The sequence below is a fragment of the Enterobacter cloacae complex sp. IR53041 genome (genome assembly GCF_049238285.1).
Taxonomy (GTDB): Bacteria; Pseudomonadota; Gammaproteobacteria; order Enterobacterales; family Enterobacteriaceae; genus Enterobacter; species Enterobacter roggenkampii.
In genome coordinates this window covers 1-22457 of record NZ_JBMKHB010000029.1, presented here as the reverse complement: position 1 = coordinate 22457, position 22457 = coordinate 1, and the positions used below count along the sequence as shown (strand labels likewise).

At 56.4% G+C, this 22457-nt stretch carries 24 protein-coding genes; 21 read left to right on the top strand and 3 right to left on the bottom strand.

Features of this window, described 5'->3' with window-relative positions; genetic code table 11:
* The first annotated feature begins 154 nt into the window (after positions 1–154).
* The 3 genes from ACOTXF_RS18435 to ACOTXF_RS18425 all read left to right on the top strand — a co-directional run bounded on the left by ACOTXF_RS18435 (position 155) and on the right by ACOTXF_RS18425 (position 2338).
* Positions 155–943: a PhzF family phenazine biosynthesis protein gene (locus ACOTXF_RS18435; protein ID WP_045415954.1), complete on the top strand. Its 789-nt coding sequence runs from the start codon at positions 155–157 to the stop codon at positions 941–943.
* A gap of 28 nt (positions 944–971) precedes the next feature.
* Positions 972–1763, top strand: coding sequence for a PhzF family phenazine biosynthesis protein (locus ACOTXF_RS18430; protein ID WP_045415951.1), 792 nt, complete (start codon positions 972–974; stop codon positions 1761–1763).
* Between the two features lie 92 nt (positions 1764–1855).
* Positions 1856–2338 carry a GNAT family N-acetyltransferase gene (locus ACOTXF_RS18425; protein WP_045415948.1) on the top strand — a complete coding sequence of 161 codons (483 nt, stop codon included), beginning with the start codon at positions 1856–1858 and terminating at the stop codon, positions 2336–2338.
* On the opposite strand, the gene ptrR is transcribed toward ACOTXF_RS18425, so the two are convergent.
* Positions 2292–3170 (bottom strand): putrescine utilization regulator PtrR, encoded by an 879-nt coding sequence (ptrR, locus tag ACOTXF_RS18420; RefSeq protein ID WP_021242502.1) that lies wholly within the window; start codon positions 3168–3170, stop codon positions 2292–2294. The two genes, ACOTXF_RS18425 and ptrR, sit on opposite strands and share 47 nt — an antisense overlap.
* A gap of 98 nt (positions 3171–3268) precedes the next feature.
* Here ptrR and sad point away from each other — a divergent pair, with 98 nt between their 5' ends.
* The 9 genes from sad to ACOTXF_RS18375 all read left to right on the top strand — a co-directional run bounded on the left by sad (position 3269) and on the right by ACOTXF_RS18375 (position 13637).
* On the top strand, positions 3269–4657 hold the full coding sequence (gene sad, locus ACOTXF_RS18415; protein ID WP_045415945.1) for a succinate-semialdehyde dehydrogenase: 1389 nt from the start codon (positions 3269–3271) through the stop codon (positions 4655–4657).
* 112 nt (positions 4658–4769) lie between these two features.
* A complete protein-coding gene (locus ACOTXF_RS18410) occupies positions 4770–6359 on the top strand; it encodes a methyl-accepting chemotaxis protein (RefSeq protein ID WP_021242500.1) in 1590 nt (529 codons plus the stop codon).
* Positions 6360–6421: 62 nt separating this feature from the next.
* Positions 6422–7348 carry a glutaminase B gene (gene glsB, locus ACOTXF_RS18405; RefSeq protein WP_008503201.1) on the top strand — a complete coding sequence of 309 codons (927 nt, stop codon included), beginning with the start codon at positions 6422–6424 and terminating at the stop codon, positions 7346–7348.
* On the top strand, positions 7348–7704 hold the full coding sequence (locus ACOTXF_RS18400; RefSeq protein ID WP_021242499.1) for a DUF4186 domain-containing protein: 357 nt from the start codon (positions 7348–7350) through the stop codon (positions 7702–7704). The genes glsB and ACOTXF_RS18400 overlap by 1 nt, the downstream gene beginning before the upstream one ends.
* A gap of 113 nt (positions 7705–7817) precedes the next feature.
* Positions 7818–9266 (top strand): GGDEF domain-containing protein, encoded by a 1449-nt coding sequence (locus tag ACOTXF_RS18395; protein WP_021242498.1) that lies wholly within the window; start codon positions 7818–7820, stop codon positions 9264–9266.
* A gap of 110 nt (positions 9267–9376) precedes the next feature.
* Positions 9377–10342 carry a sensor domain-containing diguanylate cyclase gene (locus tag ACOTXF_RS18390; RefSeq protein WP_021242497.1) on the top strand — a complete coding sequence of 322 codons (966 nt, stop codon included), beginning with the start codon at positions 9377–9379 and terminating at the stop codon, positions 10340–10342.
* 82 nt (positions 10343–10424) lie between these two features.
* Positions 10425–10952, top strand: coding sequence for a GNAT family N-acetyltransferase (locus ACOTXF_RS18385; protein ID WP_021242496.1), 528 nt, complete (start codon positions 10425–10427; stop codon positions 10950–10952).
* A gap of 118 nt (positions 10953–11070) precedes the next feature.
* Entirely contained in the window at positions 11071–12522 is a 1452-nt protein-coding gene (locus ACOTXF_RS18380; RefSeq protein WP_048961962.1) for a tagaturonate reductase, read from the top strand.
* 200 nt (positions 12523–12722) lie between these two features.
* A complete protein-coding gene (locus ACOTXF_RS18375) occupies positions 12723–13637 on the top strand; it encodes a bestrophin family protein (protein ID WP_045415936.1) in 915 nt (304 codons plus the stop codon).
* On the opposite strand, the gene ACOTXF_RS18370 is transcribed toward ACOTXF_RS18375, so the two are convergent.
* Positions 13625–14173 (bottom strand): GNAT family N-acetyltransferase, encoded by a 549-nt coding sequence (locus ACOTXF_RS18370; RefSeq protein ID WP_032674782.1) that lies wholly within the window; start codon positions 14171–14173, stop codon positions 13625–13627. The genes ACOTXF_RS18375 and ACOTXF_RS18370 overlap by 13 nt on opposite strands.
* A 176-nt stretch (positions 14174–14349) precedes the next feature.
* Between ACOTXF_RS18370 and ACOTXF_RS18365 the strand changes: the two genes are divergently transcribed.
* The 8 genes from ACOTXF_RS18365 to ACOTXF_RS18330 all read left to right on the top strand — a co-directional run bounded on the left by ACOTXF_RS18365 (position 14350) and on the right by ACOTXF_RS18330 (position 21386).
* Positions 14350–15312, top strand: a complete 963-nt coding sequence (locus tag ACOTXF_RS18365; RefSeq protein WP_032674783.1) for a hypothetical protein — start codon at positions 14350–14352, stop codon at positions 15310–15312.
* Positions 15312–15899 carry a hypothetical protein gene (locus ACOTXF_RS18360; RefSeq protein ID WP_045415933.1) on the top strand — a complete coding sequence of 196 codons (588 nt, stop codon included), beginning with the start codon at positions 15312–15314 and terminating at the stop codon, positions 15897–15899. Before ACOTXF_RS18365 ends, ACOTXF_RS18360 begins: the two co-directional genes overlap by 1 nt.
* Before the next feature lie 11 nt (positions 15900–15910).
* Positions 15911–16381: a GNAT family N-acetyltransferase gene (locus ACOTXF_RS18355; RefSeq protein ID WP_045415930.1), complete on the top strand. Its 471-nt coding sequence runs from the start codon at positions 15911–15913 to the stop codon at positions 16379–16381.
* Between the two features lie 12 nt (positions 16382–16393).
* Entirely contained in the window at positions 16394–16834 is a 441-nt protein-coding gene (locus tag ACOTXF_RS18350) for a GNAT family N-acetyltransferase (protein ID WP_232927097.1), read from the top strand.
* Between the two features lie 145 nt (positions 16835–16979).
* Positions 16980–17975 carry an alpha/beta fold hydrolase gene (locus tag ACOTXF_RS18345; protein ID WP_047746685.1) on the top strand — a complete coding sequence of 332 codons (996 nt, stop codon included), beginning with the start codon at positions 16980–16982 and terminating at the stop codon, positions 17973–17975.
* A 44-nt stretch (positions 17976–18019) separates the two neighbouring features.
* Complete coding sequence (locus ACOTXF_RS18340; RefSeq protein ID WP_023327475.1) at positions 18020–18760, top strand: response regulator; 741 nt, start codon at positions 18020–18022, stop codon at positions 18758–18760.
* Positions 18757–20058: an ATP-binding protein gene (locus ACOTXF_RS18335; RefSeq protein WP_232927095.1), complete on the top strand. Its 1302-nt coding sequence runs from the start codon at positions 18757–18759 to the stop codon at positions 20056–20058. Before ACOTXF_RS18340 ends, ACOTXF_RS18335 begins: the two co-directional genes overlap by 4 nt.
* A gap of 137 nt (positions 20059–20195) precedes the next feature.
* Positions 20196–21386 (top strand): cytochrome c biogenesis protein/redoxin, encoded by a 1191-nt coding sequence (locus tag ACOTXF_RS18330; RefSeq protein ID WP_045415921.1) that lies wholly within the window; start codon positions 20196–20198, stop codon positions 21384–21386.
* A gap of 5 nt (positions 21387–21391) precedes the next feature.
* On the opposite strand, the gene tam is transcribed toward ACOTXF_RS18330, so the two are convergent.
* The gene (gene tam, locus ACOTXF_RS18325; protein ID WP_039266406.1) at positions 21392–22150 is read right to left on the bottom strand and encodes a trans-aconitate 2-methyltransferase; all 759 of its coding nucleotides are present in this window, start codon (positions 22148–22150) and stop codon (positions 21392–21394) included.
* Positions 22151–22324: 174 nt separating this feature from the next.
* On the opposite strand from tam, the gene ACOTXF_RS18320 reads away from it, so the two are divergent.
* On the top strand, positions 22325–22457 hold a 133-nt coding region (locus ACOTXF_RS18320), incomplete at its 3' end, for an IS1 family transposase (protein ID WP_421635291.1).

The window sequence follows — 22457 nt, the reverse complement described above, 5'->3', positions numbered from 1 at the left end:
GAAAAGAAGAGGAGACGATCTTAAAACGTTGAATGGCGAAAACTCAACCATTATGTGACGCAGATCTCAATATTTACCTTATGAAAGCGGTAGCCGGGAGCGCTGTTTTCATTGAATATAAAAGAACAACACAATAAAAACAGGCGGTAAGACAATGCAGGAGATTGATTTTTATCTGGTCGATGCGTTCAGCAATACCACGTTTGGCGGCAACCCGGCCGCCGTTTGTCCGCTCAAGGAATGGTTACCCGATGAGACCTTGCTGAAAATGGCACAGCAGCATAATCAGTCGGAAACGGCCTTTTTCGTCTGCACTAAAGGAGGCATTGAGCTACGCTGGTTTACCACGCTTACCGAAGTCAATCTCTGCGGCCACGCCACCCTTGCCGCCGCGTACGTTCTGTTTAATGAACTGGATTATCCCGACTCGCGGATCCACTTTGATACCGCCTCTGGCCGCCTGACGGTCAGCCGGGAGGGGGAGTGGATGACGCTGGACTTCCCGGCATGTCCAACCCAAGAAGAGACGCCGCCGCCGGAGATGCTCTCGGCGCTCGGTATCCGTCATTACGTTGCAGCCCGCAAAGGGCGCGCCTGGCTGATCGTGCTGGACAATCGCCAGCAGGTTGAAGCACTCGCGCCACGCTTTGCGGCGATGACGCCGGGCGAGCATAAGGTGAGCGTGACGGCACGGGGTGAGGCGGAATACGATTTTGTCAGCCGCTTTTTCTCCCCCGGGGTATCCGTTCCGGAAGACCCGGTCACCGGCTCCGCGCACACCATGCTGATCCCGTACTGGGGTGAACAGTTGGGGAAAACAGCCATGCTTGCCCGCCAGGTTTCCGCGCGCGGCGGCGACGTGCGCTGTGAGCTGAAAGGCTCGCGCGTGCTGATGAGCGGGCAGGCTTCACTTTATCTGAAAGGCACAGTTTTTCTGCGCTAAATAACCCATAACAAGAGAGGAAGAGACAATGCAGGAAATTGATTTTTATCTGGTGGATGCCTTCAGCGACAAAACCTTTGGCGGCAACGCGGCAGCGGTATGTCCTCTGGAAGCGTGGCTGCCGGACGAGACGCTGCTCAAAATGGCGCAGCAGCATAACCAGTCTGAGACCGCCTTTTTTGTACGCACCGACGGTGGGTTTGAACTGCGCTGGTTTACCACGCTCGATGAAATTAACCTGTGCGGCCATGCTACGCTTGCCGCATCGCACGTTATTTTCGAATACCTTGACTATCCGCACACTGAAATTACCTTCACCACGCGCTTCGTGGGCGAACTGACGGTTAAACGCAGCGGCGACTGGCTGACGCTGAACTTCCCCGCGTGGTCAACGGAGGTGGTCGAGAACCCACCTGCGCTGCTGTTTAGCGCCCTGGGCATCCCAGAGGCAAAAGAGGTGCGCGTCGGACGTGATTACCTGGTGGTGCTGGAGAGCCAGCAGCAGGTGGAAGCGTTAACGCCGGATATTGGGGCGATGATCCCGCTGGATAAAATGGTCTGCGTGACGGCGCCGGGCGAAAAATATGACTTCGTCAGCCGCTTCTTCTGCCCGGGGGAAGGGGTGCCGGAAGATCCGGTTACCGGATCCGCCCACAGCATGCTGATCCCTTACTGGAGCGAAAAGCTGGGTAAAACGTCACTTTATGCCCACCAGGGGGCGCACCGTGGCGGGGATCTGCGCTGCGAAATGAAGGGCGACCGCGTGCTGATTGGCGGTCAGGCCACCCTGTACCTGAAAGGGAAAATCTTTTTGCGCTAACGGAGCGGTACGATAAGTTAATTGTATGAAGCACCCTGGCAGGCCTGCGCTATGTTGACATTTAGCCTCACAAAAAAAGCAAGGAGCCTGCCATGTATTCCATTACCTCTGAATCTGCACGTCACCCGGACATTCTCAGCCTGATCGCGGCGCTGGACCGCTATCAGAGCGAACTCTATCCCGCCGAAAGCAATCATCTGATCGATCTGGCTGCGCTGCCGGAAACGTCGCTGATCCTGATGGTCATTCGCGACCAGCAGCTTCAGGCCGTTGGTTGTGGCGCCATCGTGCTCAACGGCGACGGTACGGGGGAGATGAAGCGGGTCTATATCGATCCGGCCCATCGTGGGCAGCACCTTGGGGAGACGCTATTGGCCGCCCTGGAAGATGAGGCCCTGAGCCGTCATTGCCATACGGTACGGCTGGAGACGGGCATCAGGCAGCGCGCCGCGGTGCGTCTTTATGAACAGTGCGGATACGATTTGCGTCCGGCGTTTCCCCCGTACGTTGACGATCCGCTCAGCCTGTTTATGGAGAAGGCGCTGGTTGAAGACGTTCGTTTAGCAGCGCTATAAAGGCCTCCAGCTGGCGGGTCATTGCCCCGCGTCGCCACACCAGCCAGGTGGTGAGCCAGCGCCAGTTTTCCGCCAGCGGCCAGGCTTCAACCTGATGATGCCCGGGCATACTCTCCAGCATCGAGCGCGGCATCAGCGCGATGCCCGCGCCCGCAATGACGCAGGCGAGCATGCCGTGATAGGACTCCATCTCGTGAATGCGGCCGGGCGCGGCGCGGTCAGCGTGAAACCAGCTCTCCAGGTGCCGGCGATAAGAGCAGTTGGCGCGAAAGGCATAAACGTCGCTGCCGCTCACCTGCGCGGCGCGTGAGATTTCCGCCTGCCCGGCAGGCGTGACCAGCATCATCTCTTCCCGATAGACCGGCATTCCTTCCAGCTCCGGGTGCGACAGTGGCCCGTCGACAAAGGCGGCGCTCAGGGTTCCCTCCAGTACGCCATCAATCATCGTCCCGGACGGCCCGGTAGAAAGGGCAAACTGAATGCGCGGATAGCGCTGGTTAAACTGTGCCAGCGTTTCAGGAATGCGCACGGCGGCGGTACTTTCCAGCGCGCCGAGGGCAAATAACCCCTGCGGCTCATCCCCCGCGACGACCATGCGCGCTTCATCCACCAGGGCGAGGATCTGCTTGCTGTAGCGCAAAAAGTTATGGCCAGCCGGGGATAAACGCAAACGCTGGTTCTCACGAATAAACAGCTCAACGCCAAGATCGGCTTCCAGCTGGCGGATGCGGGTCGTCAGGTTTGACGGCACGCGATGCACCTTCTGCGCCGCCTGGGTGATACTGCCCGTCAGCGCGACGGCGTTAAACATTTCAAGCTGGGTTAAATCCATAGCGTTCTCGTTTCGTGAATAAGGTGGTTAGTATTATTCATTTTTAAGAAATAGCAGAGTGAGCCACAATAAATCAACCCAAAAACGTGGAGAACACCATGACTTATTCCTCTGCAACACATGCCTTCTCAGTCAACCCGGCAACGGGTGAAACCCTCGCCGCGTATCCGTGGGCGATGTCGGAACAGGTTGACCGCGCGATTTCTCAGTCCGATGCGGGCTATCGCCAGTGGCGTCGCGAAAGCGTCTCCCACCGGGCGCACAAGCTGCGCGATCTTAGCGCCGCGCTGCGTCATCGCGCTGAAGAGATGGCGCAGACGATCTCCCGTGAAATGGGCAAACCCATTCAGCAGGCGCGGGCCGAAGTGGCGAAATCCGCCGGCCTGTGCGACTGGTACGCCGAGCACGGCCCGGCGATGCTGCAGGCGGAACCGACGCTGGTCGAAAACCAGAATGCGGTCATTGAATACCGTCCGCTGGGGCCGATCCTCGCGGTCATGCCGTGGAACTTCCCGCTCTGGCAGGTGCTGCGCGGCGCGGTGCCGATTCTGCTGGCAGGTAACAGCTATCTGCTCAAACACGCGCCCAACGTCCTCGGCTCGGCGGAGCTTATCGCGCAGATCTTTGCGGATGCCGGTTTCCCTGAAGGCGTGTTCGGCTGGGTAAACGCCACCAATGACGGCGTCAGCCAGGCGATTAACGATCGCCGTATTGCGGCGGTGACCGTCACCGGCAGCGTGCGTGCCGGGGCTGCCATTGGTGCTCAGGCGGGGGCCGCGCTGAAAAAATGTGTTCTTGAGCTGGGCGGCTCTGACCCGTTCATCGTCCTCAACGATGCCGACCTGGATCTTGCCGTGAAGGCGGCGGTAGCAGGCCGCTACCAGAATACCGGGCAGGTGTGCGCGGCGGCCAAACGCTTCATTGTGGAAGAGGGTATTGCGAAGACCTTTACCCAGCGCTTTGTCGACGCGGTTGCTGCGCTGAAGCTGGGCGCGCCGGACCAGGAAGAAAACTATATTGGCCCGATGGCGCGTTTTGACCTGCGCGATGAACTCCATCAGCAGGTGCAGGCGACGCTGGCGGAAGGTGCAACGCTGCTGCTGGGCGGTGAGAAAATCAGCGGTGAGGGGAATTATTACGCCCCAACCGTGCTGGCGAACGTCACCCCGGCGATGACGGCCTTCCGGCAGGAGCTGTTTGGTCCGGTCGCGGCCATTACTATCGCGAAAGACGCGGAGCATGCCCTGATGCTTGCCAACGACAGCGATTTTGGCCTGTCTGCCACGGTCTTTACCACCAGTGATGCGCTGGCAGAAACCTTCTCCCGCGAGCTGGAGTGCGGCGGGGTGTTTATCAACGGCTTTAGCGCCAGCGATGCGCGCGTGGCCTTTGGCGGCGTGAAGAAAAGTGGCTTTGGCCGCGAACTTTCCCACTTTGGGTTGCACGAGTTCTGCAACGTGCAGACGGTGTGGAAGGATCGCGTGTAATCCCGCGATGTCGGCCCTCATCTCGAGGGCCGTTGTCATTAATCTGCAATGGTTCTGTCATTTTCATTTCGTAGACTCGCTCGCGTCTAACGCCTTGTAAACGAAGCTAATTATGAACCTAACGCAAATTTTTCGCCGTATTGCGCAACGTCTCACTCCCCGTCACTTTGGCCTGCTGACAGGGATCTTTTGCATTATTGGCCTTTTCTCCGCGCTGCAGCTCTCCTCGTCATTCCTGCTTAACGCCTCCCTGAACGAAGCCCAGCGCAACGAGCAGCAAAACCTGCTGGCGTGGCAGCAGCAGAGCAAGCTGGATCTGGCCCGCGTCTCTCTGCTGGCGGCAAGCGATCTCCTTAACCGCTCCGGGGTGTGGTTTATGCAGGATAAAGAGACCGGATCCGACGGAAGCTGGCACAGCCTGATGGATGACGCGCAAAAGGCGCTGACGGTGTCTCAGCAGGCGTGGAAGGCCTGGCTGGCGCTGAATCCACCGAAAGACGACGCCCTGGTGAACAGCTATCAGCTCTTCTACGGCGCGATCAAAGAGCAGGCGGAAGGTCTGGTCAAAACCAATACCATCGACGCTTTTTTTGCCGTCCCGGCGCAGGCTTTTCAGACTGATTTTAACGACAACTATGCGCGCTATCAGCAGGCAAGCGAGAAGCAGGCCATGCAGGGGCGTCAGAGCCTCATGGCGCAGCTTTCTGACCTGCAAACGTTATTCCTTTTTGCCCCGTTGCTGTTAGTCGCCATTGCTGCTGTCGTCTGGTTCGGTATGTCCCGATGGGTGATTACGCCGCTGCGTCGGCTCATCGCGCATATCAACCGGCTGGCAGCAGGGGATCTCTCCGGCACGCCGCCGAACGTCATGCGCTTCAACCGGGAGATAGGGCAGCTTAGCGACAGCATTGCCACGATGCAGCACGGCCTGCAGCAGCTGGTGACGCAGGTCAGCCACGCCACGGCTACCATGGTGGAGAACATTGATTCTCTGGCGCAGGGTAACCAGAAGCTGTATCAGCAGTCGGCACGTCAGGCGAAAGAGCTTGAGGATGTGACGGCGCATATTGCGGCGCTGGAAAGCCACGTGGAAGGGAATACCGGCTATGCCAGACTCGCCAGCTCCCGGGCCGATGAAGCGCGCCAGGCAGCCGTGGGCGGCGACCAGATGATGTCGACCGTAAACGCGTCTATGCAGGCGATCGTCGACCGATCGTCTGAGATGCGCGGGATCGTGGCGATGATCGACAGCGTGGCGTTTCAGACGAACATCCTGGCGCTGAATGCCGCCATTGAGGCCGCCCATGCCGGAAATCAGGGGCGCGGGTTTGCCGTCGTCGCCCGCGAGGTTGGACTGCTGGCCAGAAAGAGCAGCCACTCGACACAGACCATTCAGGAGCTGATCAACCGTTCACTGCAGGGTATCGAAGACGGTTCCCGTGCCGTCACCCTGATGGAAGAGAATTTGCAGCAGGTCACCGGTCTGGTGGGCAATTTGAGCAGTTTGCTGAATGAGATCTCCACCGCCACGCTCAGTCAGGGAGAGCGTATTCACCTGATGACGCGTCAGCTTCAGGCGCTGAATCAGGTATCCCGTCAGACGGACCTGCTGGTCTCTGACGCCTCGGAGGCCTCTGAGCGGCTGCAAAAGCAATCCGATCTTTTATTGCAGGCCGTTTCGCGTTTTCGTCTTAGCGCCTGACGCAATACATAAGCCTCTGTTATACTCGCAGCCCGTTTTAGCCTGAGGGCAAGGAGCAAAGTGTGGCTGCGGTCATCCATAATGAGATGTTGGACGAGATTCTGGCGCAGGTTCGTCCGTTAATTGGAAAGGGGAAGGTTGCCGACTATATTCCGGCCCTTGCCTCGGTCAGCGGGAATAAGCTGGGTATTGCTATCTGCACCATCGACGGACAGCGATTCCAGGCAGGGGATGCAACAGAACGTTTTTCCATTCAGTCCATTTCGAAAGTGCTCAGTCTGGTTGCGGCGATGCGCCAGTATGAAGAAGACGAAATCTGGCAGCGCGTGGGTAAAGATCCGTCCGGCCAGCCTTTTAACTCGCTGCTTCAGCTTGAAATCGAGCAGGGTAAACCGCGCAATCCCTTTATCAACGCCGGGGCGCTGGTGGTCTGCGATATGCTGCAGAGCCGCCTCAGCGCACCGCGTCAGCGAATGCTGGAGATAGTACGCCAGCTCTCGGGGGTTGACGACATTGCCTACGATCCGGTGGTGGCCCGCTCGGAGTTCGAACACTCTGCCCGTAACGCGGCCATCGCGTGGCTGATGAAATCCTTCGGCAACTTCCATAACGACGTGGCGACCGTCCTGCAAAACTATTTCCACTACTGCGCCCTGAAAATGAGCTGCGTTGAGCTGGCTCAGACGTTCCTGTTCCTTGCGCATCAGGGGCACGCGCCGCACCTCGACCAGGAGGTGGTTTCTCCTCTGCAGGCGCGCCAGGTCAACGCGCTGATGGCAACCAGCGGGATGTATCAAAACGCCGGCGAGTTTGCCTGGCGCGTTGGCCTCCCGGCCAAGTCGGGCGTGGGCGGCGGAGTGGTGGCGATTGTACCGCATGAAATGGCGATTGCGGTCTGGAGCCCCGAGCTGGACGAAACGGGAAATTCCCTTGCCGGTGTCGCGGTTCTGGAGAAACTGACCCAGCGTATGGGACGTTCCGTTTACTGATGTCTGACCTGGATCCCCTTTTTTCCCGTCTGGCGCGATCGACGTTTCGCTCGCGCTTCCGCTTAGGCGATAAGGAACGGCAGTATTGCTGGGATAAAGGCCCCGATACCATTGATCAGCATGCCGCTGATTTTGTCGAAAAGCGCCTTGCCCCTGCACAACCCGCGAATGACGGCAAACAGACGCCCATGCGCGGTCACCCGGTATTTATCGCCCAGCATGCCACCGCCACCTGTTGCCGGGGCTGTCTGGCGAAATGGCATAATATTCCTCACGGTGTTCAGCTCACCGCGCAGCAGCAGCAGTATATCGTCAGCGTGATTCACCACTGGCTGGTGCTCCAGATGAACGCCTAAATTTGACGAGTTATGATCCCGTTATATTTGTGTTATAGATTCATCCTAAGTGAGCGCCGATCGTGCTGACGACCGCAATAACTGCCATAAGCTTTCATATGGAATGAAATTTAATGCGTTCTGCTCTTACCGCTTTCAGGCCGTTCCAGCCTGACACGCCGCTGCGAAATGCATCGACGATCTTTATCCTCACCACTTTGTTCTATTTTGTGGGGGCGGAATTACGTCTCGTGGAAGCCTTGTCGCTGTTCTGGCCCCTCAACGGCGTGATGGCAGGGATCTTTGCCCGCTATGTTTTTCTGAATCGCCTGCATTACTACGCGGTATCCTATGTTGCCATGCTGATGTACGACGCGGTGACGACCAACTGGGGGATAGCCTCCGTGGTGATCAACCTGTCTAACATGGTCTTTATCGTTGTGGTCGCCGTGCTGATTCAGCGTGACAGGCGGCTGATGAAGAAAACCCCGGATCCGCTTAACGCATTACGCCTGTTCAACTACTGCCTGATCGCTGCGCTGCTGTGCGCACTGCTCGGCGCGGTAGGGTCGGTCGGGATTGACAGCCACACCTTCTGGCCGCTCTTTGCCGACTGGTTTAGCGAGCAGTTCTCAACCGGCGTGCTTGTTGTGCCGTGTATGCTCACGATAGGCATGCCCGTGCGCGAATTCAGGTTACGTCTGGAGCAGCTGTTACCGGTTATTGCGCTGATCGTCTCGGTGGTCGCGTCAGTCGTGATTGGCGGCGCGGGGAGCCTCTCTTTTCCACTGCCTGCGCTTATCTGGTGTGCGGTACGCTACCCATTGCCTGTGACCTGCTTGCTGACGTTTGTCACGGGCGCCATTGAAATTATTCTGGTCGCCAACTCGGTGATTAATATTGCCGTGGCGACACCGCTGACCACCCCAATGATGTTTTCTGCCCGGCTGGGTATTGCCACGATGGCGATCTGTCCGGTGCTGGTTTCCGTCAGCATGGCAGCCATTAATTCCCTGATCCGTCAGGTTTCCCTGCGGGCGGATTATGACTTTTTAACGCAGGTTTATTCGCGTTCCGGACTTTATGAGGCGTTAAAACACGAAGAGACGCACCGCCATTCGCGTTTCCTGACCGTTATGCTGCTGGATATCGATTACTTCAAAAGCATCAACGATAACTACGGCCACGAGTGTGGCGACCGCGTGCTGGCGTCATTCGCCCGGCAGGTTCAGCAGGTGGTCGGTGAAGACGGGATGGTCGCGCGTATGGGCGGGGAAGAGTTCGCGGTGGTGGTCAACTCTGGCGACGCTCGACACGGTTATGAACTGGCGGAACGTATCAGAACTACCGTCGCTAACCATCCTTTTACATGGCGTCAGCAAACGCTCTCTCTGACGGTCAGTATTGGCCTTGGAAGCGGGAAGGCGGAGGCATGGCAGTTAACCGAGGTCTTCAACAAACTCATGACCGAAGCGGACGATCACCTCTATCGTTCAAAAAAAGCGGGTCGAAATCGTACCAGCGCCCGGGTCGCGGACGAGCATATTACTGCCGCCACCGGGCATGAAACAGAGCTGCGTTAATCGTCATAAGGCATTGACGTGAATAGCAAGTGGCTTAACAGACTGTCAGAACACTGACAATGTCACTGTTTAAGCTACGCTTTTAGTAACGCTTTACGTCAGGAGACATTATGAAAGCACCTGCAACCCCTGAAAATGAAACAGACAGACTGAACTCGCTGCGCGAATCAGGTCTGCTTGAGATCGACAGTTCCCCGGCGTTTGACCGGCTTACGCGTCTGGCGAAGCGCTTCTTCCAGGTGCCGCTGGCAATGGTCAACCTCATTGATGAGCACTCGCTAATCGTGAAGTCGGCCGATGGCAAGGCGCCTGACACCGTTCCGCGTAATATCTCGTTTTGTGGCCATACGATCCTCACCGAAGCACCGCTGGTGGTTGGGGATATGCTGCAGGACGATCGTTTTGCGGATAATCCGCTGGTGGCGGGTGAACCTCGCGTGCGTTTTTATGCGGGCTTCCCGCTGCGCTTACGGGATGGCGCCAGCGTGGGTTCGCTGTGTCTGATTGATTACGCCCCCCGTGAGTTCTCGGCGGCCGATCTTGCCGTGCTGGGAGACCTGGGCGCGCTGGCAGAAGATGAGTTTGCCGCCATCAGCGCGGCGACCACGGATGAGTTAACCGGCTTATTCAACCGCCGGGGCTTTAATCAGCTGGTGCGGTTTACGCTTTCGGTTGCCCGACGCCGGGCGGAGCCGCTGACGCTCGGCTGGCTGGATTTGGATCGCTTTAAGGAGATTAACGATCGCTACGGGCATGAAGAGGGCGATAAGGCGCTTAAAGTTATGGCGCAGCTGATGCGCAGCGCTTTCCGTGAGGCCGATATGCTGGTGCGTTTTGGCGGGGATGAGTTCGCGGTGCTGTTCGCGGATACCGACGAGCAGGGCGCCTGGATAGCCATGCAGTATCTCGCCGAGCAGGTGGAAAGCTATAACGCCCGCAAGCTTCACCCGTGGTCGCTACACTTCTCATGGGGGCTCAGTGAATTCGATCATAACGGCAACGACCTGCAACAGTGGTTAAAAGATGCCGATGAAAAGATGTATGCCATGAAGCAGCAGCGCCAGCGCGCCCGGTGACATAATAAAAGCCTATGTCCGAACCGCTTGCGTTAATAAGTTGTTAAACCCAAAGTGAGCGTATTCAACGTAAGGAAAAACAATGAATACCTCACTGCAAATCAAAACCCTCACCCGGGAAGAGATCCTCATCCATCTTGATGCGCTGGCCGGGATCCTCGAAAACTGCGTAAACGGCGGGGCATCCGTCAGCTTTATGCTCCCTTTTAGCCTCGACAAGGCCCGTACTTTCTGGCGCGGTATTGCCGAAAGCGTCGCGCGAGGCGAGCGGCTGGTGCTTGCCTGCGTCGATGCGCAGGACGGGGTCATTGGAACGGTGCAGCTGATCGCAGACCAGCCGGAAAACCAGCCGCACCGGGCGGATGTGGCGAAGCTGCTGGTGCATGAGAAAGCGCGTCGAAAAGGGGCAGCAATGGCGTTAATGGAAGCGCTGGAGGCTGAGGCCCGGGCCAGAGACATTTCTGTGCTGGTGCTCGATACCTCCACCGGCAGCGGGGCCGAAATTTTCTACCTGCGTGCCGGCTGGCAAAAAGTTGGTGAGATCCCGCGCTACGCGCTGATGCCTGACGGCGCCATGACCGCCACCTCTGTCTTTTATAAGTTCTTATAATTATTTTGCACAACCGCACCGCGGATTGATCAAAACAGGGTTTCCGGTCGTTAAGTTTTGATAAGTTATCGTACCAATCTTATCAGGCTGTATGACTAATCATAAAAGGAATCCCCTTGTGAACACGCTCAACCGTCGTGATTTTCCCGGTGCGCACTATCCAGAACGCATCATTCAGTTTGGTGAAGGCAATTTCCTGCGTGCGTTTGTCGACTGGCAAATTGACCTGTTAAACGAACATACCGATCTTAACGCTGGCGTGGTAATCGTACGCCCGATTCAGAGCGACTTCCCGCCGTCGTTAAGCACCCAGGATGGGTTGTACACCACGATCGTTCGTGGCCTGAATGAGCAGGGCGAGGCGGTGAGCGAGGCCCGGCTGATCCGCTCCGTTAACCGGGAAATCAGCGTCTATGACGACTATGGCGCATTTCTGAAACTGGCTCACAATCCCGATATGCGGTTTGTATTCTCGAACACCACCGAAGCGGGTATCAGCTACCACGCGGGTGACAGCGTCGACGATGCCCCTGCGGTGAGCTATCCGGCGAAGCTGACGCGTCTGCTGTTTGAGCGCTTTAGCCACTTCAACGGTGCGGCTGACAAGGGCTGGATAATCATTCCCTGCGAGCTGATTGACTACAACGGTGACGCACTGCGTGAACTCGTCTTGCGCTATGCGCAGGAGTGGGCGCTGCCTGCTGCCTTTATTCAGTGGCTCAACGACGCCAACAGCTTCTGCTCGACGCTGGTTGACCGTATCGTGACAGGCTATCCCCGCGATGAAGCGGCCGCACTGGAGGCTGAACTGGATTATCACGATGGGTTCCTCGACACGGCCGAACATTTTTATCTGTTTGTGATTCAGGGACCGGCATCTCTTTCGCACGAACTTCGTCTGGATAAGTACCCGTTAAACGTGCTGATTGTCGACGACATCAGGCCCTACAAAGAACGCAAGGTGGCCATTCTGAACGGCGCGCACACGGCGCTGGTGCCGGTCGCCTTCCAGGCCGGGCTGGATACGGTAGGCGAGGCGATGAATGATGCCGAGGTCTGCGCGTTCGTCGAAAAAGCAATTTATCAGGAGATCATTCCGGTCCTCGATTTGCCGTGTAACGAGCTGGAATCGTTCGCCAGTGCGGTGACAGGACGTTTTCGTAATCCCTACATCAGACACCAGCTGCTCTCCATCGCGCTTAACGGTATGACCAAATACCGCACCCGCATCCTGCCGCAGCTGCTGGCAGGGCAGACGGCGACGGGGCAATTACCGGCTCGCCTGACGTTTGCTCTGGCCGCATTGATCGCGTTTTATCGCGCGGAGCGTAACGGGGAGAGCTATCCGGTGCAGGATGATGCACGCTGGCTGGAACGTTATCAGCAGCTGTGGGCGCAGCACCGCGATCGGCAGCTTAGCACCCGTGAACTGGTGCAGTCGGTGCTCAGCGCACGCGACCACTGGGAGCAGGACTTGACGCAGGTAAGCGGTCTTGTCGACCAGGTGACGCTGGATTTGGATGCCATTCTGCTTAAGGGCATGCGCGCCGCGGTTAAACCGCTTTGCTAATGCATTCACCCGGCTTCGGCCGGGTTTGAATAGGCCCCATTTAGTTACAACATACTATGTGCTTTGTTTTTAAAAAGCACATGCAGCACCGTGCGAATTTCGCTAATCAGGGGAGAAAATGCAATGTCCCGTTAACAAGCTTGCAACGGTGACGGGGATCACGTTTAATAGCCTCGCTCTTTTCTTGTCTGAAACTCACTATGATCGTTCGTCCTAAACAGCACTGGCTACAACTGATTTTTGTCTGGCACGGTTCGGTACTTCCCAAGATCTATACCCGATTGCTGCTCAACTTCCTGCTCTCTATCGCCGTTATCCTGATGTTGCCGTGGTATACCTCGCTCGGTATCAAATTTACCGTGGCGCCATTCAGCATTCTCGGCGTGGCGATCGCTATCTTTCTGGGTTTCAGAAACAACGCCTGTTATTCACGCTACGTTGAGGCGAGGCTGCTCTGGGGGCAGTTGATGATAGCGGCACGCTCGCTGTTTCGCGAGGTAAAAAACACCTTACCCGACGATAAGCACCTCGGCGAATTTGTCCGCCTGCAGATTGCTTTCGCCAACTGTCTGCGCATGACCCTGCGCCGGGAACTGAATGCTGAGCAGCTCTCTCGTTATCTTGCTGCGGAGGATTTACGTAAAGTCATGGACGCCAACTCACCGGCGAACCGTATTTTGCTGATGATGGGGGAGTGGCTGGCCGTGCGGCGGCGAAACGGGCAACTCTCAGACATTCTGTTCCATAGCCTGAACAACCGTCTGAACGACATGTCTATCGTCCTTTCCGGCTGCGAGCGCATTGCGACCACGCCGGTGCCGTTTGCCTACACGCTGATTTTGCACCGCACGGTATATCTGTTCTGCATCATGCTGCCGTTCGCGCTGGTTGTGGACCTGCACTACATGACGCCCTTTGTCTCTGCGCTGATTTCCTACACCTTTATTTCGCTGGACACCCTGGCGGAAGAGCTGGAAGACCCGTTTGGCACGGAAGATAACGACCTGCCGCTGGACGCCATCTGCAACATGATGGAACGCGATCTGCTGCAGATGAATGATGAAGAGAACATTCCGGACAGGCTGATGCCGGATAAGCACTATCAGCTGACCTGACGGGCGTTCCACTCGTCGCGGGTAATCTCCCACAGCTCGGAGTCCAGCATCCCGCTGACGTAGGCTTTCTTCTCCGTTCTGATAAGCCGCATGCCGCTACTGTCCGAAATACGACGGGAGCGGCTGTTGGCGGCGGCCTTCGGGGCCCGCAAAACGGATTTGTTTAGCGTGTTGAACCAGTAATCCGTCGCGGCAATGCTGGCTTCGCGCATATATCCGTGCCCCTGAAACTCCGGCGCGAGCCAGAACCCGCGGTTGTTATCCTCGACGTCGTACAGGCAAATAATGCCCATCAATTCATCCGGCACCTCACGTCGCCGGATGCTCCAGAACCAGGCAATCCCTTTCGCCATATCCGGCAGCGCCACGTTGTTGACATAGTTTTCCGCGCCGTTATCCGGATAGGGCCAGGGTACGGAAGAGACCATATAGCGGACGATCTCCCAGCGCGGATACAGCGTTTGTATCTGGACGGCATCTTCCGCAACCAGCGGTTTCAGCAGTAAACGTTCTGTCGTGAGCGTCGGTATTGTCATGCGCGGATCTCCCTATTTAGGCGTTATGCTTTTGTTTGCGTTCTGGTATTTTCATCTATATGACGTTCTGTTTAGTTGCGTTGTAACGTATTTACTACCAAAATTTTGCTCTGCTGAGCGTTCGACTACCATCAGATTAGTTGGGCTAACTTACCTACCCACATAAGGAATAATGTATGGTTTTGCCTGGAATGAATCCTGAGACCAATCTCCCCGGTTATGATTATGCGCGAATGGCAGGTTTAGGGGCTGCAGATTTCGATTTCAAAGCACTGGGTTCCGCCATGGACTGTAATCGCGAATTTGCTCAGGCCGGTATCATTTATTCTGATGGTACTCAACGCTACCTGGTTCGCTCTGGTCAGCGTCATCCTAATGGCCAAAGTGGTATTGTAACCCACGTAATTGTAACGAAAGCGAATTCGCAGCCATCCACATCCAGCGTAGGTAAATCATTGACTGACGCTGTGACATCGACATCCATGGGTACTGAGCTTGCGTCGACTGTACTATCCTGTGGCGCGATGATCATTACTGGAGGTGTAATGCTTGCAGGCACGGCAGCAACACCTCTTACCGCAGGAGGCAGTGGTGTTTTAGTGGCTATCGGCTACGCTGGTACTCTCGCTACCGGATTACAATGTGTTAACGGTCTTTATCGAATTTATGATCTGGTTGAAAACGGTGGCGGAAATGTTGCATGGCTCGATACGCAAGAATGGTACGTCGCCACCTCCACATCACTGGATGTAATTTCGTTAGCAAGTGCAGGTGGGGCATTAAAAGAAGCCGTTACCACCTGGCGTGCAATGAAATCCATATCTTCCTTGAAAGCCACTGAATGGTTAAAAAGCTATCCTCGTCAGGATCGTGCTCGTTTGACCGAATTGATAATTCGCGCGCAAAACCCCGGTATAAGCAACAAAGAAATCAAGGCTCTTATCCGCGCGGGTCTTTATCCGAAACGCTTTCCAACCGGGCCGGTTCAGGTAGAACTCACTCGACAACTTGGGCAAGTGGTAACAAGTGCCGCAGCATTAGCAGGAAGTGCGGTGAGCGGCGTTATTGCAGCGCCCAGTAACTTACCACGGACCGGTAAATACATTATCGGTACCATTCAGTCACTGGCGGTATTCTGATGAAGTTTTTGAGTTTGTTAACCGGACGGGTTTTCCAGGATCTCCTGCAACATGGTAAAGATATAGAGGAGGCTATTGCTCGTCGTGATACCCGCCTTCTGGATAATTCCACTCCCGAGCTGGAACGGTATTTTTCGCGACCCCTCAGCGAGCTTCCGCGTCAAAATCCTTACCCGGTAGCTATGCTGTTACCTCTGTTTTTAGTGGCGTTTGCGCTAAACCTTTTGCCTTTTCTCAGCACGTTGCAGGGTTTGTCACCTTTACATCATGCATTGAGCTTTTTCTTACCATCATTGACGATGACAGGCGCGCTCATTGTGACAAGCGTACTACTGGCTCGTGGAAGGACGTCGGGATTGTCGGGCTTTATGGCGTTGTTCATCATCCTGCTGATAACGACCCTCGTTCAGGTTCTACATGTCATGCTTTCTCATGATGGAAGCCTCTGGCCACACGTCATTGCATCTTTCGCGCTGTTACTTTGTCGGGTGGTGATGAACGGCAGCGGCTTTGTTCTGTTTACGCTCTATTGTCGTACTCAGCGTCTTGCCAGATTGGCACGGGAAATGCGGCTAAAAAGCCGTTAAAGGGGGAGGTTATGACATTACGAAAAGCCACGCCACAGGAAGCCGAAACACTCTGGAATATACGCAATCAGGCGATTCGTCACGGCTGTACAACCAGTTACGACGCTGAGGTCATTGCGCGCTGGACGCCCGATCTGATGCCCGAACGCTATCGGCACATGGTCATTGAATACCCTTTTTACGTGGTTGAAGATGAAAAGGGCGATGTTGCGGCAACCGGCTACCTCGATCTGGATACCCATTGCCTGGAGGCGATTTTCACCTTGCCCGCAGCCTCCGGCAAAGGCATGGCGACCCGGATTATTGAGGCCCTCAAACATGAGGCCCGCAGCCGGGGGATAACCCGCCTGACGCTTGATGCAACGCCTAACGCCCAGTCGTTTTATCAGAAGCTGGGGTTTGTGACGCTGCGCGAAAACTATCATCACTCGCGTATGGCGGGGGCTGATTTACGCTGTTTTGAAATGGCGATTACTCTGTAATGTGAGGAAAACATGGCTGTTACGGTACGACCGCTATACAAAGACGATTATTCCCAATGGCGACTGCTGTGGGACGGCTATACCCATTTTTATGATTGCTACCTTGAGGAATCCGTCACCGCAGCGACGTGGGAAAGGGCGCTCTCAGCGCATTCATCGATGTTCTGCCGGGTCGTGGAGAAGGACGAAAAGATCATCGGTTTCGCAATGTGTGTTCTGCACGAAGGCACCTGGTCAACCGCGCCCATCTGCTACCTGGAAGATCTGTTTGTTGATGCTGCCGAACGCGGGGCGGGGGCCGGTAAGGCGCTCATTGACGCTCTGATTGAGGAAGGCAAGCGCGAAGGGTGGTCGAAACTGTACTGGGTCACCCGGGAGAACAATCCGGCGCGTAAACTTTATGACAAATATGGTGAAGCTGACGACTACGTCCGCTACCGTCTCTCCCTCTAAGACTTCAAGGCCTGTGTTTGTATCACACTGTATCAGCGTCCCGGATACATACACAGGCTTGCAATAAACCCGCTTTCGCACATATCCGCTATACATTGAGGTGTTGTGATATCCCCGTGAATTGTACTCAACCGGAGATACCAACATGTTCAGCAAACTTGCTTACTCAACCCTCGCACTGACCGTTTCGCTTGGCACCGTGATGTCCTGTCAGGCGGAAGCCACCGGCACGAATTTCGCGGCCGCCTTTGATCATCCCCAGCAAATTAACGCTGGCGATCTGAACGTCGGTTATGTCGACATTGGCCCGAAAGACGGTCAGCCGGTTATTTTATTGCACGGCTGGCCCTACGATATTCACAGCTACGCCGAGGTCGCACCCGCTCTGGCGGCAAAAGGCTACCGGGTCATTGTGCCGTCTCTGCGCGGCTACGGTACCACGCGCTTCCTGTCAGCAAACACACCGCGCAACGGCCAGCCCTCGGCGATGGCGAAAGATATCGTTAATCTGATGGATGCCCTGAATATCCGGCAGGCGGTGTTTGCAGGATATGACTGGGGTGCCCGGACGGCGGATATCGTCGCGGCGCTGTGGCCAGAGCGCGTAAAATCACTGGTGTCGGTGAGCGGGTATCTCATCAGCAGCCAGCAGATTGGCAAACAGCCGCTGCCGCCAAAAGCAGAGCAGCAGTGGTGGTATCAATTCTATTTTGCGACAGAGCGCGGTGCGGAAGGCTATGCCAAAAACACGCATGACTTTGCGTGCTTAATCTGGTCGCAGGCCTCGCCTGACTGGAAATTCAGCGACGCGGTCTTTAACGCCAGCGCCAAATCCCTCGATAACCCGGACCACGTCGCGGTGACGCTCAGTAACTATCGCTGGCGTTTAGGGCTGGAAAAAGGCGAGCGCAAATACGACCGCTACGAGCAAAAACTGGCCACGCTGCCGAATATCACCGTACCAACGATCACCATCGAAGGCGGCAACAACGGCGCGCCGCATCCGGCACCGCAGGCCTATGCAGCTAAATTTACCGGCAAATATGAGCACCGCACCTTCGGCGCAACCGTGGGGCACAATCCGCCTCAGGAAGATCCGCAGGATTTCGTTAAGGCGGTTATCGACGCGGACAAGCTGTGAAATGTGCTATTTTCAGTACGTTACCCTTCGGTCTGGAGAGTTCGGTGGAACATATTGACCACATCCTTGTCGTCGATGACGACAGGGATATTCGTGAACTGATTGTCGACTATCTCGTTAAGTCCGGTTATCGCGCCTCCGGCGCGGCGAACGGCAAAGAGATGCGTGCCGTGCTGGATAAACAGCATATCGACCTGGTGGTGCTGGATATTATGATGCCCGGTGACGACGGCCTTACGCTGTGTCGAGAGCTGCGCGTCGGGAAGTATAAAGATTTGCCCATTCTGATGCTGACCGCGCGTAACGAGGAGACGGACAGGATCCTGGGTCTGGAAATGGGGGCGGATGATTACGTCGTGAAGCCGTTTGTCGCGCGTGAACTACTGGCGCGCATTAAAGCGATTTTACGGCGTTTTCGCGCGATGCCGCCCAATTTACAGGTGACGGAAGCAGGGCGTCTGGTGATATTCGGTGAATGGCAGCTCGATACCGTCGCTCGCCACTTAATCGACCCGGAAGGGGTGATCGTCGCGCTCAGCGGAGCGGAGTATCGTCTGCTGCGCGTTTTCCTTGACCATCCGCAGCGCGTGCTGACCCGAGACCAATTGCTCAACCTGACGCAGGGGCGAGACGCCGAGCTGTTTGAACGCTCAATCGACCTGCTGGTTAGCCGGGTTCGCCAGCGTCTCAATGAAGATGCCCGCACGCCCGCCTATATCAAAACCGTGCGCAGCGAAGGCTACGTCTTTACGATGCCGGTGACCATCAAAGAGGTTAACGAATGACGATCTGGCCGCGCTCGCTGCTGGCCCGTTTGCTGCTCGTCGTGCTGGCCGGTCTGCTGCTGGCTAACGCCCTGAGCCTGACGCTGGTCATGGTTGAACGCATGCACAGCGCCCGCACGGTGATGCTCGGTAATCTGGAAAACGATGTCGCAACCAGCGTCGCCATTTTAGATCGCTTACCGGCCAGCGAACGCGCCGCCTGGCTGCCGCGGCTTGAACGAGGTAACTATCGTTATATCCTGGGCACAGGGGAACCCGGCGCAGAGCCGACGGATAAGCGTTCGCAGGACGCCATCAGAACCTTAAAAGCGACGCTGGCCGCGCATTACCCGCTTAGCTTTACCGCCGTTCCTGGCGCCATTTCACATATTCAGGCCCACCTTACGTTACGTGATGGCGCACCGCTGACCATTGACCTGATCCCACGCATGCCGCCCGTCGCCAGCTGGCTACCGGTCGTCCTCATCCTGCAACTGCTCGTACTGGCCGTCTGCGCCTGGATCGCCGTGCGGCAGGTGGTACGGCCTTTTTCACACTTTACCCGCGCGGTGGATGCGCTGGATCCGGCGGCCAGCAAGCCTATGACGGAAAAAGGGCCGCTTGAGGTGCAGCGGGCAGCGCATGCCTTCAACGCCATGCAGGCGCGCATACAGTCTTATCTCCGGGAACGCGCGCAGATCCTGGCCTCGATTTCTCACGATCTCCAGACGCCCATTACCCGCATGAAGCTGCGCGTCGAAATGGCCGGAGAGCCTGAACTTCGCGACAAGCTCCTGAACGACCTTGATAACATGTCTCGTCTGGTGCGGGAGGGCATTGCGTATGCCCGGTCATCGGAATCACTGGAGGAGACGTCACTGAAGCTGGAGCTGAACGCCTGGATCAACAGCATCGCCTGCGATTATCAGGACATCGGTAAAAACGTGCACTTTCAGGCAAGCGAAACCCGCTTGCCCATCGTCACGCGGCCGCAGGCGCTTCGCCGGGTGATGACCAACCTGCTGGATAACGCCCTCAAATTCGGCGAGCGTGCTGCGATTGCGATAGACGTTTCGTCGGACAGCGAGGTCATTATTCACATTATGGACGACGGACCGGGAATACCCGAAGCCGAGCTGGAGGCGGTTCTGCAGCCGTTTTATCGGGTTGAAACCTCGCGTAACCGCGATACCGGCGGGACAGGACTCGGCCTGGCGATTGCCGCGCAGCTGACCGCACAGCTGGAAGGAAAACTCAGGCTGGCGAACCGCGCCGGGGGCGGACTGTATGTCGCCATTACGCTACCGCGTCGTTCGTAAAATTGTACGGCTTTGTATCTCCCGGCCTGGGCGATACAGAGCCAGACAAAACCCACGCGTTTACACATACCCTGAACACATCCGCACGATGAAATAGCCTCACTGCAGTGTCGCAGGACATGTCATGTGAGGTCACTATGTTTCTGGTAATCGCTTTTCTGGGCGGGATGATAAGCCTGCTCAGCCCATGTACGCTCCCGGTTATTCCACTCCTGTTCGCCGGTTTCCAGGGGCAGCGTCGGCATATTCTGGCCCTGCTTGCGGGGATGATCGTGATGTTCACCCTGGTGGCAATGGTCGTCTCCGTCGCCAGCGAGTGGATAACAGAGGCAACCATTGTCGGGCGCTGGATCGCGCTCGTCATTCTGGCCACCGCCGCGCTGGCATTGATTTTCCCGTCTTTCGCCCAGCGTATTGCGGGACCGGCCGTCAGCGCGGGAAATGTTCTCAACAGCCGCAGCGGGCAAACGCGCGGAATGGCATCGGCTTTTCTGGCCGGGCTAGCGGTTGGGCTGCTCTGGTCTCCCTGCGCCGGGCCTATTCTGGGCACGATTTTCAGCATTAATATTGCGGGGCATTCGGCCATCGCCACAGGCGCACTGCTTGCCGCCTATGGCAGCGGATGCGCGCTGATGCTGGGTCTACTCGTGTTTGGCGGACGCTCGCTGATGGCACCACTGAGAGCAAAATCGGCGCTAATGGCGAAGCTGCGTCAGGGTGCGGGGGTGGCGATGTTAGCCGCAGTCATCCTGAACGCGACGGGGATGACTTCGCTACTGAAAGGGGCAAACGGCGTCGCGGACCGTCTTGAGACGGCGCTCTTGAATCTGGCGAAACCTGCCACCGCGCCGGTGAAGCTCCAGCCGGTAGTCATGACAGAGCCCAGCAGCCAGCTGCCTTCGCTAAGCGGTGGAACAGGGTGGATAAACGGTGACCCTGTCACGTCTGAATCGTTACGGGGAAAGGTTGTACTGATTGATTTCTGGACGTGGGACTGCATTAATTGCCAGCATACGCTCCCCCATGTGCGGGAGTGGGCCACAAAGTACCAGCCGCAGGGTCTGGTGGTGATTGGCGTTCACACCCCGGAATATCCCTGGGAGAAACCGCTGTCGTCGGTTAAAAATGCGGTGAATAAATGGCAACTGCCGTATCGGGTGGTGACGGATAACAACTATCAAATCTGGAATGCGTTCGGCAATCAGTACTGGCCAGCACATTACTATTTTGATGCCAAAGGGCAGCTGCGCTATACCGCCTTTGGCGAAGGTGACTATGAGCAACAGGAAAAGGTTATCCAGCAACTGCTCAAAGAAGCCCGCTCATAATCGGATCAGGGCTGGCGTTGAGCCACGATAAACAACCTTGGAAAAGCCAGCAGTATCTGCCCGTTTTCCTGGAGCGGATACTGCTCTTCCAGCAGTTCATGGTAGCGTTTCAGGAACCGTTTCTGCTCGCTCTCGTTCAGTTCCTGAAGCCAGGGGCGCAGGCCGGTGGCGCTTACCCAGTCAATAATCGCCTGATGAGAGCTCATTTTGTGATAATAGGTTGTCCGCCAGATATCCACGTCACAGCCAGCTTCCGACAGAATATCGTAATAAGCGTGTACGCCCGGCAGCGGTTCGCGGCCACGATCTGGGTAGTCTTGCTCCAGCGCCACTTCACGCATCGCCACATGGGTGGGTTCCAGCCAGTTATCAGGCATCTGGATCGCCAGCACGCCATTTAGCTTAAGCAGGGAGACTAGATGCGGCAGGAGATCGTAATGGTCCGGAACCCATTGCAGCGACGCGTTGGCATAAATCAGGCTCAGCGGCTGGCCGGGCGTGTACTGACGAATATCGGCCTCTACAAAATGGCAATCGGGTAAGGCGGCGCGTGCTTCCTCGAGCATGGCAGGGGAGTTATCGACCCCGGTGATGTGAGCAGAAGGCCAGCGATGCTTCAGCAGCGCGGTGCTGTTTCCCGGTCCGCAGCCCAAATCCGCGATGGTAGCGGCCTCATCCAGAGGAACTCTGGCGAGCAGTTCTGCGGCCGGACGCGTTCTTTCTGCGCCAAATTGCAGGTAAAGAGAAGGGTTCCAGTCGGCCATTATCAATTCTCCGTTTTGCATGTTTCTGCAAGAATAGCACAGGCAGATGCCTGCAAAGCGGTATTGGCAAGGGTGTTTGGCCAGAAGAAGCCAGCAGAGTCAGAAAATGAGGAAAGGTGGGTAATGGTGCCAACTTACTGATTTAGTGTATGATGGTGTTTTTGAGGTGCTCCAGTGGCTTCTGTTTCTATCAGTTGTCCCTCCTGCTCAGGTACTGAAGGCGTGGTGCGTAACGGTAAAAGCACTGCCGGACATCAGCGCTATCTCTGCTCTCACTGCCGTAAAACATGGCAACTGCAGTTCACTT

Excerpts from the sequence above, each read along its gene's own strand:
- ACOTXF_RS18395 (WP_021242498.1), top strand. The coding sequence starts at position 7,818 with ATGCGTTCTGCTCTTACCGCTTTCAGGCCGTTCCAGCCTGACACGCCG.
- ACOTXF_RS18345 (WP_047746685.1), top strand. The coding sequence starts at position 16,980 with ATGTTCAGCAAACTTGCTTACTCAACCCTCGCACTGACCGTTTCGCTT.
- ACOTXF_RS18435 (WP_045415954.1), top strand. The coding sequence starts at position 155 with ATGCAGGAGATTGATTTTTATCTGGTCGATGCGTTCAGCAATACCACG.
- ACOTXF_RS18330 (WP_045415921.1), top strand. The coding sequence starts at position 20,196 with ATGTTTCTGGTAATCGCTTTTCTGGGCGGGATGATAAGCCTGCTCAGC.
- ACOTXF_RS18360 (WP_045415933.1), top strand. The coding sequence starts at position 15,312 with ATGAAGTTTTTGAGTTTGTTAACCGGACGGGTTTTCCAGGATCTCCTG.
- tam (WP_039266406.1), bottom strand. The coding sequence starts at position 22,150 with ATGGCCGACTGGAACCCTTCTCTTTACCTGCAATTTGGCGCAGAAAGA.
- ACOTXF_RS18385 (WP_021242496.1), top strand. The coding sequence starts at position 10,425 with ATGAATACCTCACTGCAAATCAAAACCCTCACCCGGGAAGAGATCCTC.
- ACOTXF_RS18365 (WP_032674783.1), top strand. The coding sequence starts at position 14,350 with ATGGTTTTGCCTGGAATGAATCCTGAGACCAATCTCCCCGGTTATGAT.
- ACOTXF_RS18390 (WP_021242497.1), top strand. The coding sequence starts at position 9,377 with ATGAAAGCACCTGCAACCCCTGAAAATGAAACAGACAGACTGAACTCG.
- ACOTXF_RS18400 (WP_021242499.1), top strand. The coding sequence starts at position 7,348 with ATGTCTGACCTGGATCCCCTTTTTTCCCGTCTGGCGCGATCGACGTTT.
- ptrR (WP_021242502.1), bottom strand. The coding sequence starts at position 3,170 with ATGGATTTAACCCAGCTTGAAATGTTTAACGCCGTCGCGCTGACGGGC.
- ACOTXF_RS18410 (WP_021242500.1), top strand. The coding sequence starts at position 4,770 with ATGAACCTAACGCAAATTTTTCGCCGTATTGCGCAACGTCTCACTCCC.
- ACOTXF_RS18335 (WP_232927095.1), top strand. The coding sequence starts at position 18,757 with ATGACGATCTGGCCGCGCTCGCTGCTGGCCCGTTTGCTGCTCGTCGTG.
- ACOTXF_RS18350 (WP_232927097.1), top strand. The coding sequence starts at position 16,394 with ATGGCTGTTACGGTACGACCGCTATACAAAGACGATTATTCCCAATGG.
- sad (WP_045415945.1), top strand. The coding sequence starts at position 3,269 with ATGACTTATTCCTCTGCAACACATGCCTTCTCAGTCAACCCGGCAACG.
- ACOTXF_RS18355 (WP_045415930.1), top strand. The coding sequence starts at position 15,911 with ATGACATTACGAAAAGCCACGCCACAGGAAGCCGAAACACTCTGGAAT.
- ACOTXF_RS18425 (WP_045415948.1), top strand. The coding sequence starts at position 1,856 with ATGTATTCCATTACCTCTGAATCTGCACGTCACCCGGACATTCTCAGC.
- ACOTXF_RS18375 (WP_045415936.1), top strand. The coding sequence starts at position 12,723 with ATGATCGTTCGTCCTAAACAGCACTGGCTACAACTGATTTTTGTCTGG.
- ACOTXF_RS18430 (WP_045415951.1), top strand. The coding sequence starts at position 972 with ATGCAGGAAATTGATTTTTATCTGGTGGATGCCTTCAGCGACAAAACC.
- ACOTXF_RS18370 (WP_032674782.1), bottom strand. The coding sequence starts at position 14,173 with ATGACAATACCGACGCTCACGACAGAACGTTTACTGCTGAAACCGCTG.